The 17905-nt window shown below is 61.9% G+C and carries 19 protein-coding genes; 3 read left to right on the top strand and 16 right to left on the bottom strand.

Annotated elements, in window-relative coordinates; all coding sequences use genetic code 11:
- The first annotated feature begins 219 nt into the window (after positions 1-219).
- The gene (locus tag AB7M32_RS12550) at positions 220-372 is read left to right on the top strand and encodes a DUF3309 family protein (protein ID WP_003183939.1); all 153 of its coding nucleotides are present in this window, start codon (positions 220-222) and stop codon (positions 370-372) included.
- A gap of 63 nt (positions 373-435) precedes the next feature.
- On the opposite strand, the gene AB7M32_RS12545 is transcribed toward AB7M32_RS12550, so the two are convergent.
- The 11 genes from AB7M32_RS12545 to ccmA form a co-directional block, all read right to left on the bottom strand.
- On the bottom strand, positions 436-2529 hold the full coding sequence (locus AB7M32_RS12545; RefSeq protein ID WP_454250073.1) for an LTA synthase family protein: 2094 nt from the start codon (positions 2527-2529) through the stop codon (positions 436-438).
- A gap of 383 nt (positions 2530-2912) precedes the next feature.
- Complete coding sequence (locus tag AB7M32_RS12540; RefSeq protein WP_454250072.1) at positions 2913-3320, bottom strand: hypothetical protein; 408 nt, start codon at positions 3318-3320, stop codon at positions 2913-2915.
- A gap of 14 nt (positions 3321-3334) precedes the next feature.
- Positions 3335-4537 carry a c-type cytochrome biogenesis protein CcmI gene (gene ccmI / locus AB7M32_RS12535; protein WP_158457063.1) on the bottom strand — a complete coding sequence of 401 codons (1203 nt, stop codon included), beginning with the start codon at positions 4535-4537 and terminating at the stop codon, positions 3335-3337.
- Complete coding sequence (locus AB7M32_RS12530) at positions 4530-5003, bottom strand: cytochrome c-type biogenesis protein (protein WP_454250071.1); 474 nt, start codon at positions 5001-5003, stop codon at positions 4530-4532. The genes ccmI and AB7M32_RS12530 overlap by 8 nt, the downstream gene beginning before the upstream one ends.
- On the bottom strand, positions 5000-5536 hold the full coding sequence (locus AB7M32_RS12525) for a DsbE family thiol:disulfide interchange protein (protein WP_454250070.1): 537 nt from the start codon (positions 5534-5536) through the stop codon (positions 5000-5002). Before AB7M32_RS12525 ends, AB7M32_RS12530 begins: the two co-directional genes overlap by 4 nt.
- Positions 5533-7518: a heme lyase CcmF/NrfE family subunit gene (locus tag AB7M32_RS12520; RefSeq protein WP_454250069.1), complete on the bottom strand. Its 1986-nt coding sequence runs from the start codon at positions 7516-7518 to the stop codon at positions 5533-5535. Before AB7M32_RS12520 ends, AB7M32_RS12525 begins: the two co-directional genes overlap by 4 nt.
- 3 nt (positions 7519-7521) lie before the next feature.
- Entirely contained in the window at positions 7522-7977 is a 456-nt protein-coding gene (gene ccmE / locus AB7M32_RS12515; RefSeq protein WP_454250068.1) for a cytochrome c maturation protein CcmE, read from the bottom strand.
- A complete protein-coding gene (gene ccmD, locus AB7M32_RS12510) occupies positions 7974-8150 on the bottom strand; it encodes a heme exporter protein CcmD (protein WP_003199159.1) in 177 nt (58 codons plus the stop codon). The genes ccmE and ccmD overlap by 4 nt, the downstream gene beginning before the upstream one ends.
- A complete protein-coding gene (locus AB7M32_RS12505; RefSeq protein ID WP_072408486.1) occupies positions 8147-8902 on the bottom strand; it encodes a heme ABC transporter permease in 756 nt (251 codons plus the stop codon). Before AB7M32_RS12505 ends, ccmD begins: the two co-directional genes overlap by 4 nt.
- Positions 8903-8996: 94 nt before the next feature.
- On the bottom strand, positions 8997-9665 hold the full coding sequence (gene ccmB / locus AB7M32_RS12500) for a heme exporter protein CcmB (RefSeq protein WP_003183957.1): 669 nt from the start codon (positions 9663-9665) through the stop codon (positions 8997-8999).
- Positions 9662-10297 (bottom strand): cytochrome c biogenesis heme-transporting ATPase CcmA, encoded by a 636-nt coding sequence (gene ccmA, locus AB7M32_RS12495; protein WP_060738625.1) that lies wholly within the window; start codon positions 10295-10297, stop codon positions 9662-9664. Before ccmA ends, ccmB begins: the two co-directional genes overlap by 4 nt.
- A 198-nt stretch (positions 10298-10495) precedes the next feature.
- Here ccmA and fliK point away from each other — a divergent pair, with 198 nt between their 5' ends.
- Complete coding sequence (fliK, locus tag AB7M32_RS12490) at positions 10496-12067, top strand: flagellar hook-length control protein FliK (RefSeq protein ID WP_454250067.1); 1572 nt, start codon at positions 10496-10498, stop codon at positions 12065-12067.
- Positions 12064-12393, top strand: a complete 330-nt coding sequence (locus AB7M32_RS12485) for an EscU/YscU/HrcU family type III secretion system export apparatus switch protein (protein ID WP_014337186.1) — start codon at positions 12064-12066, stop codon at positions 12391-12393. Before fliK ends, AB7M32_RS12485 begins: the two co-directional genes overlap by 4 nt.
- A gap of 1851 nt (positions 12394-14244) precedes the next feature.
- On the opposite strand, the gene AB7M32_RS12480 is transcribed toward AB7M32_RS12485, so the two are convergent.
- From AB7M32_RS12480 to motD, 5 genes are all read right to left on the bottom strand, one after another.
- Positions 14245-14640 carry a DUF2802 domain-containing protein gene (locus AB7M32_RS12480; RefSeq protein ID WP_060738629.1) on the bottom strand — a complete coding sequence of 132 codons (396 nt, stop codon included), beginning with the start codon at positions 14638-14640 and terminating at the stop codon, positions 14245-14247.
- Positions 14641-15126, bottom strand: coding sequence for a chemotaxis protein CheW (locus AB7M32_RS12475; protein WP_003199144.1), 486 nt, complete (start codon positions 15124-15126; stop codon positions 14641-14643). It lies immediately after the preceding gene.
- 72 nt (positions 15127-15198) lie between these two features.
- Complete coding sequence (locus tag AB7M32_RS12470; RefSeq protein ID WP_072408492.1) at positions 15199-16074, bottom strand: CheW domain-containing protein; 876 nt, start codon at positions 16072-16074, stop codon at positions 15199-15201.
- Positions 16075-16170: 96 nt separating this feature from the next.
- The gene (locus AB7M32_RS12465; RefSeq protein ID WP_072408494.1) at positions 16171-16962 is read right to left on the bottom strand and encodes a ParA family protein; all 792 of its coding nucleotides are present in this window, start codon (positions 16960-16962) and stop codon (positions 16171-16173) included.
- Between the two features lie 49 nt (positions 16963-17011).
- Positions 17012-17896, bottom strand: a complete 885-nt coding sequence (motD, locus tag AB7M32_RS12460; RefSeq protein ID WP_060738632.1) for a flagellar motor protein MotD — start codon at positions 17894-17896, stop codon at positions 17012-17014.
- Positions 17897-17905: the final 9 nt, after the last annotated feature.

Genomic DNA, 17905 nt, shown 5'->3' with positions numbered 1-17905 from the left:
CTTGTTCCGGGAGAGATAGGCCGAGTGTAGCGAAGGCGCCTGCCGGACCCACGCTCCATCAGATTGCTGAATGGCGAGGGCAAACCGTAGCCGCTACAAAAACTTTGAATTTTTTACCAGACGTTACGGTCGGACTTATTAAGCCGCCCGGATTTAACACATGCGTGCTGGTAGTTGGAAGTTGCAACACTCCAAAACTGACCAATAAGGAAATCTACAATGGGCACAATACTTATCATCATCCTGATCCTCCTGCTGATCGGTGGTCTTCCGGTCTTCCCGCACTCCAGAAGCTGGGGTTACGGTCCGTCCGGTATCATTGGTGTAGTGTTGGTGGTGCTGTTGGTCCTGCTATTACTGGGCAAGATATAACCGCTAAGTAAGTGCAAAAAAAAAGAGGCCTTTGCAGGCCTCTTTTTTTATGCTCGCCGTTTATCAGTCCGGCTTGCCGTCAACGACGCCGGCGGTGTTATCCAAGAGGCTCTTGGTCGCGGTTTGCAGGAACGATTCGAGCTTGAGTTTCATCTCGGCCGTGTCCGGTGCGTCCGGGATGATTTGCGCATGAGGGTTGGTGCCCAGTTCATAGCGGTACATCTTCGGCGGCATTTCCTTCTCCTTTGGCAGGACCAGGATCTTGTCGTCGCGAATGATCGCCGTCGTCTGTTCACTGCCCGACGGCTTGATCACGCCAAAACCGGTGTCGCCTTCCGGCAGGTTCAACAGGTCACGGCCCCAGCACTGGTTGCGTACCTGCCCACCGAGCCGGCCCATGATGGTCGGCACGATGTCGACCTGGGTCCCCACGGTGTGGCTGCGCTGGCCGAATTTTTCCTGGACGCCCGGGCCGATCAACAGCATCGGCACATTGAAACGGCCCAGGTCCATTTCGGTGATCTGGCGTTCGTTGCCAAAGCCATGATCGCCCACCACCACGAACAGGGTTTCCTTGAAGTAAGGCTCCTTGCGGGCTTTCTCGAAGAACTGGCCCAGCGCCCAGTCGGCGTAGCGCATGGCCGTCAAGTGTTCGTTCAGGCTGCCACGGTCGGTCACCGGCTCGACCGGCAACGGCGTCGGCAACGCATAAGGCGTATGGTTGGACAGGGTTTGCAGCAAGGCATAGAACGGCTTGCCATTTTCCCGCGCCTTGAGTTCGATCAGGCCACGGTCGAACATGTCTTGGTCGGACACACCCCAGGTGGGGTCGGAAAACACCGGGTTCACGAAGTCGTTACGCCCGATGAAGTTGGTCATGCCCTGGCTGCTGAAGAACCCCGACTGGTTGTCCCAGGCGAAATCGCCGTTGTAGACATACACGTCGTCGTAGTCTCGGGCGCTGAGCAATTGCGGCAAGCCTGACAGTTTGTGGCTACCCTCCGGCGTCTGCATCAGGTATTCGAAACCCGGCAAGTTCGGGAAGCACGCCATGGTGGCGAACATACCCTGGTGGGTATGAGTGCCGTTGGAGAAGAAACGGTCGAACAGCAGGCCTTCCTTGGACAGTTTGTCCAGGTAAGGCGTGATGTTGCCCGGCGCGCCCAGGGCGCCCACCGAGTGACCGGCCATGCTTTCCATGAGGATCACGACCACGTTCTTGATCGGCAGGGTCTTGTCCGCCGGTGGCGTGTAGTCGCGACGCACGGCGGCTGTCTCGGTGTCCACGAGCTTGTCGTCAGGCATCACCAGCATGTCACGCACGGTCTGCTGTGCCAGCGGCTGCTCGAGGGTGGCTTTCCAGATGTTGTCACGGTCTTCGGACATCCGGCTCTTGGCCGCCGCCACCAGCGACAACGTGCCATTGAGTCCCAATTGGTTGGCGAAGTTCGAATCGGTGGTGTAGACATCCCCCCAACGCAGCGGCGGACCTTGGCGCAGGGTGCCGCGCGCAGCGGCCACGGCCACCAGCAGGCAAACCAAGAACACCGCGACACGCCCATACCACGGGGCGATCTGCCGGGTGCCGATAGTCCCGCCACTGAACGGCCCACGGGGACGGGTGGCGCGGTCGGCGCCCTTGAACGCCAAGGCGAGGATGAGGGTACCGCCGACCCAGGCCAGCAGGTAGCGCACCACCGGGAAACCGTACCAGAGCATGCTCATCACGGTTTTCGGGTCTTCCTTCACATATTGGAAGACCAGGCCGTTGAGGCGCTGGTGGAATTCACGGTAGAAGTCCATCTCCATCAAGCCGAGGAACAGCGCGATGCTGGAGGTGACGGTCAGCCAGAAACGAAAAAAACCACGGGCAGCCATGGCCCTTGCGCTGAACAACGCCAGCAGCAACGGGATGCAGAGGTAGACCACCAGGCGCAAGTCGAAGCGCAGCCCGTTGGCGAACGCTTCAACGAAGGTCGAGGCCGGGGTGTCGAGAATCATCTCGCGGTTATAGACCAGCAGCGCCACGCGCAGCAGGCTTAACATGACCATCATCACCAGGGCGCAAAGCAACGTGTAGGCCAGGTGCGATTTGACGGTCGGTTGCAGCAGGCGATGCGTGGTGCGCTGCTGACTCAGGGCGTCCGGGATTGCCATGTCGTTTAAGGACCCTATTGGAATTGGAGTGACAAAAGAGAAACAACGGCGCGCCCTCTGTTGGCCAAAGTCTGGCCCCGGGGCTTGCGCGAGTGCGCAAATGTTGCACGAACGGCTATGGCATTGCCATTAAATAACCGACGGCGATATGAGCGCGGGGGATTGTCCGCAAGATTTAGTGAAAATTTCGTTCAAAGAATATCCAGAAACACAAAAATCCCGGCCTGCCCCGGAAAGCTGTGGCGAGGGGATTTATCCCCGTTGGGTCGCGAAGCGGCCCCATCACTGTGGACTCAATCTGCCTGACATACCGAGTCATCAGGTTTTAGGGCTGCTTCGCAACCCAGCGGGGGATAAATCCCCTCGCCACAGGGACCTAATGGTTAGTGAAATTGGCGTCCAAGGCCCGCCGGCACGCCTTCGATGGTGGTGTCTTCCCACGGGCCATTCGGGCTGACGGAACGGCTCCAACCGTTGTTCCAGCGGTAATAGGTACGCTGGCGATAGAACGTATTGGTCTGGTTGTCCAGCACATAGACCCCCAGCTTGGCGTCCCAATGGCTGTTGCCACCCGGTGGCGGGGCGAAGCTGGCGGAAGTGCGCGGCAGCGGCTTGGCCGGTTTGTTCGGGATGGCCGGCTTGCCTGGCGGCGTGGACGGGACCGGTTTGGTGGTTGGGGTCGACGGTGGGATCGGTGGCAGCGGCGCCGAGGGCTCCGACGGACGCTGGACCGCACAAGCGCTCAGGCCCATGACGAGCGTGAGCAGGGTGATACGAGCGATGGCGGTCATGGTGCGAATTCCTGTTATTTGTCCGGGCTGTCGATGGTCAATTGTTGTTGCGCCGTGGTGCTGCTCGCCAGGGGCTGGCTGCGGCCGATCCACTCACCGGCGGTCGGCTGACCGGCCCGGGAGATGCGCGCCATCAGTTGGACTTCGGGGAAGTTCGACAGTTTCAACTGCGGCATCATGGCGTCCGCGTCGCCCAGTTCCACCGTGACCGGCAGATCGGCCACCGTCAGGCGTTTGGCGGCCAGCGGCGCCGGTGGGCCGGAAACGGCACGGGCGAAGATGAACACGCTGTCGCCCGGCTGCACCTTGGCCTTGAGTGCCGGCGCCAGATCGACACGGACCTTGAGCAATGCCCCGGTCTTGGCCACCGGGGCCTGGACGACTTTGCCACCGGCGGCTTGCAGCTTCTCGGTGGCACGGGTAATGCCGCCCTGCAACGCCTCGCGAGATTTGTCGCCTTCCGGCAGTTGCGCGAGCAGACGCCCCCAGTAGTCGATCGCATCCTGATAACGCTCGCCTTCAAACGCGGCGATGCCCAATAGGCCGAGGCTGGTGACCTCCTTCGGATCGAGCTTGAGCGCTTCGTCGGTCAAGGCCTGGACTTTATCCGACCATTTCTTGCCATCGGCGAAATACTGCGCCTGGGCCCACTGGCCCAACAGTTCCGGTTGACGACCGGCGACGGCCACGGTGCGCTCGAAGATCTTCGCCGCGTCCGCCGGCCGATCCTGGGCCATGTAGGTACGCCCGAGAAAATACAGGCCCTCGGCATTGTCCGGCTGCGCCGCCACCGCGCGCTCCAGGCGCTGGGTCATCTCTTCCATCGACTGCGGCGCCTGGGCGAATTCACGGGTCAGCTCGACCTTGTCACTGGCACCGAAATGCAGGTACAGCGCCAGGCCCAACACCGGCACCAGCACGGCGGCGAGCAACGGCAAGGGCTTGCCCAGCCGGGATTCGCGCGGCGCATCGGCGCCCTCGGTGTCGGCGAGCAGTTCACGAGCCGCCTCGGCGCGACCGGTGTCCAGTTGCGCGGCGTTGAGCACGCCCTCCTCCCGCTCGGCCTGCAATTCGGCCACGCGCTCCTGGTACAGCGCCACGTTGAGCGCAGTCCGGTCCTCTTCGCGTTGAGCGCGACGACCACGTAGAACAGGGATCAACAGAAAACTCAGGGCAATCAGAAGAAGCAGACCTGCGGCGAGCCAGAAATCAATCATGCTTGGTTTTATCCAACAGTTGGTCGAGGCGCTGGCGCTCTTCGACAGAAAGCGTGTCCGGGGCGGCCGAACGCTGGACCCGGCGCCGACGCACGATCACCGCGATGATCACGAAACCACCGAGCAACAGCCCGGCGGGACCGAACCAGAGCAGCGCGGTCTTGGAGGACAGGGCGGGGTTGTAGCGCACGAACTCACCGTAGCGATCGACCATGAAGTCGATGATCTGCTGGTTGTCCTTGCCCTCGCCGAGCATGCGAAAGATTTCCTTGCGCAGGTCAGCAGCAATCGGCGCGTTGGAGTCGGCGATGTCCTGGTTCTGGCACTTGGGGCAGCGCAGTTCCTTGGTCAGTTCGCGAAACCGCTCGCGCTCGCCATCGTTGGCGAATTCGTAGGTGTCGATGGCAGCGTGAGCCACACTGACCAGGCTCAAACCGAGGATGGCGGCGGCTAACCAGCGCTTCATGGCTTGGCCTCGTCCACCAGGGCCTGGTACTTGGCGGCCAGTTTCTCGCGCCAGACCTGTTCGTCGATCACGCCGACGAACTTGTCGCGGATCACGCCCTTGGCATCGATGAAGAAGGTTTCCGGTGCGCCATAGACACCCAGGTTCAGGCCCAGGGAGCCGTCTTCATCACGAATGTCCAATTGATACGGGTTGTGGAATTCGGCCAGCCACTTCAAGGCGTCGGCATTGACGTCCTTGTAATTGACGCCGTAGATCACCACGCCGTTCTGGGCCAGCTTGTTCAGCACCGGGTGTTCGACCCGGCAGGAAATGCACCAGGTGCCCCACACGTTGACCAGCGCCGGCTTGCCCAGCAGGTCGGCACGGGTCAGGGTCTTGTCACCTTGCACCGAAGGCAGGGAAAACTCCGGGAACGGCTTGCCGATCATCGCCGAGGGCAATTCGCTCGGGTTCAGGTACAACCCCCGATACAAAAACACCGCCATCAACAGGAACAGCGCCAGCGGCAACACCATCAACCAACGTCTCATGCAGTGGCTCCCGTCACGCCCAGGGCTTCACGCACCCGGGTTTTCACCTTGACCCGATAACGACGATCCAGCGCCGCCAGTACCCCACCCAGGCCAGTGAGCAAGCCACCGAACCAGATCCAGCGCACGAACGGCTTGACGTGGACCCGCACCGCCCATGCGCCGTCGCCCAGGGATTCGCCCAAGGCCACATAGAGGTCGCGGGTGAAACCGGCATCGATCCCAGCCTCGGTCATGACCGAGTTCTGCACGGTGTAGAGGCGTTTTTCCGGATGCAGCACGGTGATTTCCTGACCGTTGCGAATGACCCGCACAGTGCCTTTGTCGGACGTGAAGTTCGGTCCCTCGAAATGCTTGGCGCCCTCGAACACGAACTGATAACCGCCCAGGTCCATGGACTCCCCCGGCGCCAGGCGCAGGTCGCGCTCGGCGCTGTTCTGGCTGGACAGCACCACGCCCAGGGCACAGACGGCGATGCCCAGGTGGGCGATCTGCATGCCCCAGTAACTGCGGGTCAGGGTTGGCAGGCCTTTGATCAGGCCTTTGTGGCGGGTCTTGTCGAAGATATCCCGGACACCGGCCAACAACACCCAGGCCGCCAGCACGAATGTCGCCAGCACCGCCCAGTTGAAGTCGCCATAGGCCACGCCGGCCACCACGGCCAGGGCGGCCGTGCCCAGCAGCACCGGCGTCAACATGCCCAGCAGCCACTTGACCGGGGTGTCTTTCCAGCGCACCAGCATACCGATAGCCATCACCACCATCAGGATCGCCATCAGCGGGATGAACAACGCATTGAAATACGGCGGGCCAACCGACAGCTTGGCGCCGGACAGCGCATCGAGCACCAGGGGGTACAACGTCCCCAGCAGGATCATCGACGCGGCCACCACCAGCACCAGGTTGTTGCCCAGCAACAGGGTTTCCCGTGACCAGAGGTTGAAGCCGACCTGGCTCTTGACCACAGGCGCACGCAAGGCGAACAACGTCAGCGAACCGCCGACGACGAACAGCAGGAACATCAGGATGAACACGCCACGCTCAGGGTCCGAGGCGAAGGCATGCACCGACGTCAGCACCCCGGAACGCACCAGAAACGTTCCCAGCAGGCTCAGGGAGAACGCGGCGATGGCCAGCAGCACGGTCCAGCTCTTGAACACACCGCGCTTTTCCGTGACAGCCAGGGAGTGAATCAGCGCCGTGCCCACCAACCAGGGCATGAACGAGGCGTTTTCCACCGGGTCCCAGAACCACCAGCCGCCCCAACCGAGTTCGTAGTAGGCCCACCACGAACCGAGGGTGATGCCGATACCGAGGAAGGCCCAGGCGACGATAGTCCACGGGCGCGACCAGCGTGCCCACGCAGCATCGAGGCGACCGCCCAGCAGCGCGGCGATGGCGAAGGCGAAGGCCACGGAGAATCCAACGTACCCCATGTAGAGCATCGGCGGGTGAACGATCAGGCCGATGTCTTGCAGCAATGGGTTGAGGTCGCGACCGTCCATTGGCACCTGGGGCAGGATGCGCTCGAACGGATTGGAGGTCACGATCAGGAACAACAGGAAACCGATGCTGATCATCCCCATCACCGCCAGGACCCGGGCCAACATCACCTGGGGCAACTGCCGGGAGAACACCGAGACCGCGAAGGTCCAGCCGGCGAGGATCAATGCCCAGAGCAACAGAGACCCTTCATGGGCGCCCCACACCGCGCTGAACTTGTAGTACCAAGGCAAGGCACTGTTGGAGTTGCCGGCAACGTACGCCACGGAAAAATCGTCAACCATGAAGGCGTAGGTCAGGCAACCGAAGGCGAACAACATGAAGGCGAACTGCCCCCACGCCGCTGGCTGGGCCAGGCTCATCCACAAACGATCGCCGCGCCAGGCACCGAGTAAAGGCACCACCGCCTGAACGATGGAAAAACACAAGGCCAGGATCATCGCCAGATGGCCCAGTTCGGGAACAAAGAGACCGGTCATCGATCAACCCTCCTTCACGGGGACGGGCGCCGACTGGCCGCTGTCTTTCAGGGCTTTGGTCACTTCCGGCGGCATGTATTTTTCGTCGTGCTTGGCCAGCACTTCGTCGGCCACCACCACGCCATCGGCGTTGAGCTTGCCCAGGGCGACAATGCCCTGCCCTTCGCGGAACAGGTCCGGGAGGATGCCGCGATAGGTGATGGTCACGGTCTTGTTGAAGTCGGTGACATTGAATTTCACGTCCAGGGAATCTCCGGAGCGCACCAGCGAGCCTTTCTCCACCATGCCGCCAGCGCGGATGCGGGTGTCCTTGGGCGCTTCGCCACTGGCGATCTGGGTCGGGGTGTAGAACAGGTTGATGTTCTGCTGCAAGGCGCTCAAGGCCAGGCCGACCGCGGCACCGACACCCACCAGGATCGCCAGAATGATGACAAGACGTTTTTTGCGCAGCGGATTCACTGACCGTTCTCCCGGCGCAGACGACGCGCCTCTTGTTGCAGATACCGCTTGCGGGCCAGGATCGGCACCGCCACGTTGAGGGCCAGCACCACCAGGCAAATGCCATAGGCTGACCAGACATACAGGCCATGATGACCCATGGCGAGGAAATCGCCGAATGAAGCGAAACTCATCGAGCGGCCTCCAGGCTGTTCTGCACTTCGGCCTTCACCCAACTGGCCCGGGATTCGCGCTTGAGCACTTCCAGGCGCATGCGCAACAACAGCACCGCGCCGAAGAAACAGTAGAAGCCCAGCACCGTCAGCAACAGTGGCAGCCACATTTCGACGGGCATCGCCGGTTTTTCGGTGAGGGTGAACGTCGCGCCCTGGTGCAGGGTGTTCCACCACTCCACCGAATACTTGATGATCGGGATGTTGATCACGCCGACAATCGCCAGCACCGCGCAGGCCTTGGCGGCACTGTCACGATTGCTGATGGCGTTGCCCAACGCAATAAGACCGAAGTACAGGAACAGCAGGATCAGCATCGACGTCAGTCGCGCATCCCAGACCCACCAGGAACCCCAGGTCGGCTTGCCCCAGATGGCCCCGGTGACCAGCGCCACGGCGGTCATCCAGGCGCCGATGGGCGCGGCGCATTGCAGGGCCACGTCGGCCAGTTTCATTTTCCACACCAGCCCGACCACGCCACACACCGCCAGCATCACGTAGATGGACTGGGCCAGCATCGCGGTGGGAACATGGATGTAGATGATGCGGAAGCTGTTGCCCTGCTGGTAATCCGGTGGGGCGAAGGCCAGGCCCCAGACCACGCCGACGCCAATCAGCAGCAGTGCGAAGAGGCTCAACCAGGGCAACAGTCTGCCGCTGATGCCGTAGAACCACTTGGGTGAGCCGAGCTTATGAAACCAGGTCCAGTTCATTGCAGTTTCCATCACGGTTGCGGCTCGTCATCACGAGCAGCCAGGTCTGCCTTAACTTCCGCAGAAGTGGTCAATTCTTGACCAGGCCTCATTATTATTCGCCGACGCTGATCTTCAGGCCAGCGGCTATTGCAAAGGGTGTCAGGGTTATCGCCAGGGCGGTCAGGCTCCCAAGCCACAGCAGATAACCGGTCGCGGGCATGCCTTGCAACGCCGCTTGCAAGGCACCACTGCCCAGGATCAGCACCGGGATATACAAGGGCAGGATCAGCAACGCCAGCAACAGGCCACCGCGCTTCAACCCCACCGTCAACGCCGCGCCCACCGCACCGAGCAGGCTCAACACCGGCGTGCCCAGCAGCAGCGACACCAGCAGCACCGGCATGCACGCGGCGGGCAAACCCAGCATCATCGCCAACAGCGGCGAGAGCAGCACCAGCGCCAACCCGGAAAAAACCCAGTGTGCCAGTACCTTGGCCAAAACCAGAAGGGCCAGGGGGTGCGACGAAAGGACCCACTGTTCCAGGGAACCGTCTTCGAAATCACTGCGGAAAAGCCCGTCCAGCGAGAGCAGGACCGATAAAAGCGCGGCCACCCAGACCAGTCCCGGAGACAAGGTTTGCAACAATTGAGTCTCCGGACCGACCGCCAGCGGGAACAGTGCGATGACGATCGCGAAGAACACCAGCGGATTGGCCAATTCGGCCGGACGACGAAAGAGCAGGCGCGCCTCGCGGGCCAGTAACAGGCCAAACACACTCATACGGCCCAGTTCCCCAGATCGATATTGCGATAGCCGGACGGCATCCGCGCCAGCGTGTGGTGGGTGGTCAACAGCACCATGCCGCCGTTTTCGCAATGCCGGGCCAGGTGTTCCTCGAGCTGCGCGACACCCTGCTTGTCCAGGGCGGTGAACGGCTCGTCGAGAATCCACAGCGGTGGACCGTCCAGGTACAACCGGGCCAGGGCCACCCGGCGCTGCTGGCCGGCGGACAGGGTGTGGCTCGGTACATCCTCGAAGCCGCGCAGCCCGACCGCCGCCAATGCCTGCCAGATCGCCTCGCGGCCGGCCGGCGTATGCAGAGCGCAGAGCCAGCTGAGGTTTTCCTCGGGGGTCAGCAAGTCCTTGATGCCGGCGGCATGGCCAATCCAGAGCAGGTTACGGGCCAGCTCGCTGCGCTGGCTGTGCAAGGGCTGGCCATTGAGCAATACTTGGCCCGCGGTGGGCTGCATCAATCCGGCGAGCAGGCGCAACAGGCTGGTCTTGCCGCTACCGTTGGGGCCACTGATCTGCACCATATCGCCCGGCGAGAGTCTCAATTCGAGATTTTCGAAAAGCAGCCGCAAGTCTCGCTCACAGGCGAGGCCGACGGTTTGCAGGAGAGGACTGGTCAAGGGATCGCGGGCCTTATACGGTTCAAGTCGGCGGTGCAGCGGCCGTTAAAGAGGTGCAGCATAGATGCTTTAACGGCCTGTTCCACAGAGCTGCGTCAAACAATTGCAAGGTTTTCGCCACTCCCTGAAAGACGGGCGGCATTATACATGTGATGCCCTACTCTCAAGAGGGCTTATTTTCCCAGGGTAAGACCGCAGATGACAGGCGACATCAACATCCTGCCGCTGCCCCAGGCCACGGCAACGACGCGTATGCCAGCGGTGACGGGCGAGCTGCTCAAATTGCTGGCACCGGCCGAAGGGCTGATCGGCCCCGGCCAGACCGCCCAGGCCGAAGTGCTGTCGCTCAAGCAAGCCGACCAGACTTTCCAGCTGTTGCTCAAGGTCACCCTGGAGAGCGGCCGCCAGACCACCGTGCAAGCCACCAGCACCCAGCCGCTACCCCAGGGCACCAGCCTGGCCGTGACCCAACCGTCCCCCAGCAACCTGACGATTGCCGTGCAGCAGGCCGTTGCCTCCAGCGTCGCCACCTTGACGCGCATCGACACGGCGCAGATGCCGGTCGGCACGCTGCTGCAAGGCAAGGTGCTGACCAGCCAGGCATTGCCGTCCTTGCCCGGGCAGCCGGCGGTCTATCGGTCATTGGTGAGCCTGCTCAACACCGCCCAGGCCGGCAGTACCCTGGACATCGACAGCCCTCAACCGCTGCGCATCGGCACGCTCTTGAGCGCCCAGGTGCAAGATGCCCAGACGCTGAAATTCGTTCCCCTGAGCAACCGCCAGGAGCAACTGGCGGTGAGCCAGCAACTGCTCACCCAAGTGAGCCGCCAGGGTTCGCTGGACAGCCTGATCACTGCCCTGCAAAACCTGCCGGTCACCGACGACACCGGCACCGAGCTGCGCGCCGCGGTGAATCGCTTGCTGGCTGGACTGCCGGATGTCCAGCAACTGGGCACGCCCAAGGGCTTGGCCCAGGCCATGGTCGCCAGCGGGGTGTTCCTGGAAAGCAAACTGCTCGCGGGCCAGCCACCGAGCCTGGCGCCGGACATGAAAGGCGACCTGCTGAAACTGATAGCCCAACTGACACCGGCCCTGCCCGCCTCCACCAACCTGAGCGCCATCATTGCCGCCAATACGCTGGCCCAGGTCCTGCCGAGTTTCGTGCGCAGCGCCCTGGGGATGCTCGGCCAAGTCAGCGCCAAGCCGCAACCCACCAGTTTTCCCCTGCCCTCGCGCCAGTTGAAAGACCAGGACGAAGGCGGCGATCTGGAGCACCTGCTGCGTCTGGCCGCCGCTGCCGTGTCACGCCTGCAAAGCCATCAGTTGTCGAGCCTGGAACAAACCGGCCTGACCGACGACGGACGCTTGATGAGCACCTGGCAGTTGGAAATCCCGATGCGCAACCTGCAGGACATCGTGCCGTTGCAGGTCAAGTTCCAGCGCGAGGAAACCCCGCCCCGGGAACAACCGGACGAACGCCGTGAAGAACGCGAGCCGAAACAGCAGCTCTGGCGGGTCGAACTCGCGTTCGACATGGAACCGCTCGGTCCGCTGCAGATTCAAGCCCAGTTGCTCAGCGGCAGCCTGTCCAGCCAATTGTGGGCAGAACGGCCGTACACCGCGAGCCTGATCGAAAGCAACCTGACAGTACTGCGTGAGCGCCTGGTAACCTGTGGCCTGACCGTCGGCGACCTGGACTGCCACCTCGGCACCCCGCCCCAAGGCCCCAAGACTCGCCTGGAACAACGCTGGGTGGACGAAACCGCATGACAACCCACACCGAACCTCGCCAGGCCATCGCCCTCAAATACGACGGCCACCACGCCCCCACCCTCACCGCCAAGGGCGACGAAGCCCTGGCCGAGGAAATCCTGCGCATCGCCCGGGAAAGTGAAGTACCGATCTACGAGAATGCCGAGCTGGTGAAGCTGCTGGCACGCATGGAATTGGGGGACAGCATCCCGGAAGAGCTGTACCGCACGATTGCCGAGATCATCGCGTTCGCCTGGAACCTCAAGGGCAAGTTCCCCCAAGGCCATGACCCGAATGCGCCGAGTGTCGAAAAGGACGTGACCGACCGCGGCGACGATTACTGATCACAGCCACGAGAGCGCCAGAAGAAACTGTGGGAGCGAGCTTGCTCGCGATGACGGGCTCACATTCAACATCGCTGTCGACGGTCACACCGCTATCGCGAGCAAGCTCGCTCCCACATGAATGCTGCGACAGAGTGCGGGCAAAATGCTGGGGCCTGCTTCGCAGGCCAGCGGGAGCAAGCTCCCTCGCCACAGGGGTTATGGGCTGGCTGGAACGATCAGCGTGAACGCCAGAAAAAACCTGTGGGAGCGAGCTTGCTCGCGATGACGGGCTCACATTCAACATCGCTGTTGACGGTCACACCGCTATCGCGAGCAAGCTCGCTCCCACATGAATGCTGCGACAGAGTGCGGGCAAAATGCTGGGGCCTGCTTCGCAGGCCAGCGGGAGCAAGCTCCCTCGCCACAGGGGTTATGGGCTGGCTGGAACGATCAGTGTGTAAACGCCAGAAAACCTGTGGGAGCGAGCTTGCTCGCGATGACGGGCTCACATTCAACATCGCTGTTGACGGTCACACCGCTATCGCGAGCAAGCTCGCTCCCACATGAATGCTGCGACAGAGTGCGGGCAAAATGCTGGGGCCTGCTTCGCAGGCCAGCGGGAGCAAGCTCCCTCGCCACAGGGGTTATGGGCTGGCTGGAACGATCAGTGTGTAAACGCCAGAAAACTTGTGGGAGCGAGCTTGCTCGCGATGACGGGCTCACATTCAACATCGCTGTCGACGGTCACACCGCTATCGCGAGCAAGCTCGCTCCCACATGAATGCTGCGACAGCGTGCGGGCAAAATGCTGGGGCCTGCTTCGCAGGCCAGCGGGAGCAAGCTCCCTCGCCACAGGGGTTATGGGCTGGCTGGAACGATCAGTGTGTAAACGCCAGAAAACCTGTGGGAGCGAGCTTGCTCGCGATGACGGGCTCACATTCAACATCGCTGTCGACGGTCACACCGCTATCGCGAGCAAGCTCGCTCCCACATGAATGCTGCGACAGCGTGCGGGCAAAATGCTGGGGCCTGCTTCGCAGGCCAGCGGGAGCAAGCTCCCTCGCCACAGGGGTTATGGGCTGGCTGGAACGATCAGCGTGAACGCCAGAAAAAACCTGTGGGAGCGAGCTTGCTCGCGATGACGGGCTCACATTCAACATCGCTGTCGACGGTCACACCGCTATCGCGAGCAAGCTCGCTCCCACATGAATGCTGCGACAGCGTGCGGGCAAAATGCTGGGGCCTGCTTCGCAGGCCAGCGGGAGCAAGCTCCCTCGCCACAGGGGTTATGGGCTGGCTGGAACGATCAGTGTGTAAACGCCAGAAAACCTGTGGGAGCGAGCTTGCTCGCGATGACGGGCTCACATTCAACATCGCTGTCGACGGTCACACCGCTATCGCGAGCAAGCTCGCTCCCACATGAATGCTGCGACAGCGTGCGGGCAAAATGCTGGGGCCTGCTTCGCAGGCCAGCGGGAGCAAGCTCCCTCGCCACAGGGGTTATGGGCTGGCTGGAACGATCAGCGTGAACGCCAGAAAAAACCTGTGGGAGCGAGCTTGCTCGCGATGACGGGCTCACATTCAACATCGCTGTTGACGGTCATACCGCTATCGCGAGCAAGCTCGCTCCCACATGAATGCTGCGACAGAGTGCGGGCAAAATGCTGGGGCCTGCTTCGCAGGCCAGCGGGAGCAAGCTCCCTCGCCACAGGGGTTATGGGCTGGCTGGAACGATCAGTGTGAACGCCAGAAAAAACCTGTGGGAGCGAGCTTGCTCGCGATGACGGGCTCACATTCAACATCGCTGTTGACGGTCACACCGCTATCGCGAGCAAGCTCGCTCCCACATGAATGCTGCGAAGAAAGCGATCAGCCGCCTCGGTGCAGCTTGCTCATCAACTCCGCCTCGGCCTGGGTCAGGCCGCAGGCTTGGGTCAGTTCGTCGACGCTGGCGCCCATGCCCACCAGGCGGGCGGCCTGGGCGAAGGACAGGCTGGAGGGGTCACGCTGTTCCAACTGGGCGAGTTTGTCCGGCAACGGCGCAACCACGGCACGCAGCTCATGGAGCGCTTCGCCCATGCGCACGGTGCCGTTCTGGTAATCGTCGACGCGCTTGGCCAGGTCCTTGATGCGCTGGTCGCGCAGCGCATCGCCCTGGGCCTGCTGAGCGGCAATCTGCCGCTGGCCACGTATGTATGCCAAGAACATCGCCAGCGTACCTGCCCAGAAAAGGAACAGGACAATGACTGCTACCTCAAGAATCAATCAGATACTCTCCAGTTCCGACCACTCTTCTTCGCTCATCATCTTGTCCAGTTCAACCAGAATCAGCAACTCGTTATTCTTGTTGCACACGCCTTGAATGAACTTGGCGGATTCTTCGTTACCCACGTTCGGCGCCGTCTCGATTTCCGACTGACGCAAGTAAACCACTTCGGCGACGCTGTCGACCATGATGCCAACCACTTGCTTGTCGGCTTCGATGATGACGATCCGGGTGTTGTCGCTGATCTCGGCGTTCATCAGGCCGAAGCGCTGACGGGTATCGATCACGGTGACCACGTTGCCACGCAGGTTGATGATGCCCAGCACGTAGCTGGGTGCACCCGGTACCGGGGCGATCTCGGTATAGCGCAGCACTTCCTGAACGCGCATCACGTTGATGCCGTAGGTTTCGTTATCGAGCTTGAAGGTCACCCATTGCAGAATCGGATCTTCAGAACCCTTTTGAGACGACGCCTTATCATTCATACCTTGACCCCTCGAAAAACCGCCTGTGGCGGCGTGTATTCTGTCCGGCGACGCTGTGCGGCGCCGGTTGTCTTATTTCGGTTTCTGGACCGGCTTCTTGCTGCCGCCCAGGTGTTTTGCCCCGCCGCTGGCGATCAACTCCGCCAGCTCGGAAACGTCCAGCAAGGCGCACATATGCTCAATCACCGTACCGGCCAGCCATGGCCGTTGCCCTCGATGGCTGCGCCACTTGATCTCGTTCGGATCCAGGCGCAGCGAACGGCTGACCTGGTGCACCGCCAATCCCCACTCATAACCTTGCACCGAGATCACGTATTGCAGGCCCTGGCGAAAATCATCGCGATAACGGTCCGGCATCACCCAGCGTGCCGTATCCAGTACCTTCAGGTTGCCCGCCTGACTCGGCAGGATCCCGAGGAACCATTCCGGCTGGCCGAACAACGGCGTCAGTTCCTGCCCGGCCAGGGAATAAATCGATCCCAGGCAGACCAGCGGCACCGCCAGGGTCAACCCGGCCACATCGAACAACAAACACTCGAACGGCTCGGCGGCCCAGGCCGGACGGTCGTCGCCCGGCACTGGTGGCGGTGGGTTGCTCGGCGGCAAGTGAACTTCCACCACCGGCGTCACCAGCCCCTGCAGCAACGGGGCAACGGTCGAGACCGGCGCCAGGATCGGAGCAGGTGCCTCCATTACCGCCAGTTGTGGCTTGATGAACGGCGCTTCGACCGCCGCGGCCACCACTGACTTCTGTGCGTCACGGGCCTGCTCTTCGAGCACGGCCGCTTGAAATTCATCCAGCACACCCTCGGCTTCGACGTGTTCGGGCAACGCCTCGATCACGCCTGGCGGCGGTGGCAGTTCTTCGGTCGCTTCCTGCAACAGCCCATCCAGATAGGACTGCAGGGCCATTTGCGGACGCGAGGTTGTCTTTACTGGGCGGCTCATAGGAACAGTGCGCCACTTGAAGAGGTTATCGGCATGAATGCGGCAGGACTTGAGCGTTCGCAAGCGAACACACTGCCAGTGGAAAGCCTCGTCACCTTAAGCCACCTGCTGCGAAACAAGCTGTTGGGCCAGCAGATGCTTGAGCAGCGCTCGGTAAGCCAGCACGCCACGGCTCTTGCCATCGAATTGCGAAGGGGTCACACCGGCGCGGCTGGCATCCCGCAGGCGGGTGTCGACGGGAATATAGCCCTGCCAGATGTCATCCGGGTACTTGTCCCGCAACACCCGCAGGGTCCCCAGGGACGCCTGGGTGCGACGGTCGAACAGCGTCGGCACGATGTTGAAGGCCAGCGTCTGTTTGCGCGAGCGGTTGACCATCGCCAGTGTATTGACCATGCGTTCCAACCCCTTGACGGCCAAATGTTCGGTCTGCACGGGGATCACCAATTGCTGACTGGCGGCCAGAGCATTGACCATCAGCAACCCCAGCAACGGCGGGCTGTCGATGATCGCGTAATCGAAATCCTGCCACAGCTGCGCCAGACTCTTGGCGATCACCAGGCCCAGGCCACTCTGCCCGGGCGATTGTCGCTCCAGGGTGGCCAGGGCGGTGCTCGACGGCAACAGGGAAATCCGCTCGTCGCTGGTGGACAACAACAATTGCCCCGGCAAACCCTCGGGCACCACGCCCTTGTGCAGGAACAGGTCGAAGTTGCTGTGCTCCAAGCTGTCGGGATCGTAGCCGAAGTAGCTGGTCATCGAGCCATGGGGGTCCAGATCGACGATGACCACGCGCTTGCCCGCCTCGGCCAGCAACCCGGCTAAAGCGATGGAAGATGTGGTCTTGCCCACACCACCTTTTTGATTGGCGACTGCCCAGACTCTCATTCGGATCGTTCCTCCCGGCCGAAACAGGCTCGACCGAGAAATAGCTCGGTTATAAAGCGGGTGACGGAGAATTGACGGCACTCTGTCTTCCCGGCGACTTGACCGGAGCCGGTGCAGTTTGTGTGCCAGCCCGCTTCAATGCCGCATCCGGGGTTGCATTGGCCGTACCGGTACCGGTCAGGCTACGACGTACATCGAGGTTACGCGACACCACCAGCACCACCCGCCGGTTGCGCGCACGCCCCTCGGCCGTCGCGTTGTTGGCCACCGGCTGGAACTCACCGTAGCCCACCGAGGCCAGGCGACCGGGGTTCACGCCCTGCATCGCCAGCATGCGCACGATGCTCGCCGAACGGGCCGAGGACAGTTCCCAGTTGGTCGGGTATTGCGCGGTACGGATCGGCTGGTCGTCCGTGAAGCCTTCGACATGGATCGGGTTGTCGAAGGGCTTGAGGATCGCCGCGACCTTATCGATGATGTTGAACGCCATGTCGCTGGGCATGGCGTCGCCGCTGCCGAACAACAGGCTGGAATTGAGTTCGATCTCGACCCACAGCTCGTTGCCGCGCACGGTCATCTGGTTGGAGCTGATCAGGTCACCGAACGCCGCGCTGATGTCGTCGGCGATGCTTTTCAACGGATCGCTACTGCCGGCGATACCGGCATCGACCTGCTCGCTGTCCTTGACCAAGGGTTTGGCCGGGGTGGTGGTCTTGGGCCGCTCCTCGCCGATAGGGATGGGCTTGAGGGCTCGGTCGGAATCGGTAAAGACCCCGATCAACGCCTCGGAAATCACTTTGTACTTGCCTTCGTTGACCGACGAAATCGAATACATGACCACGAAAAAAGCGAACAGCAGCGTGATGAAGTCGGCGTAGGAAACGAGCCAGCGTTCATGGTTGACGTGTTCTTCACGATGCCTGCGACGTGCCATGCGCCATAT

The sequence above is a fragment of the Pseudomonas sp. R151218B TE3479 genome (genome assembly GCF_053629195.1).
This window is presented reverse-complemented; position numbering and strand designations above follow the sequence as displayed.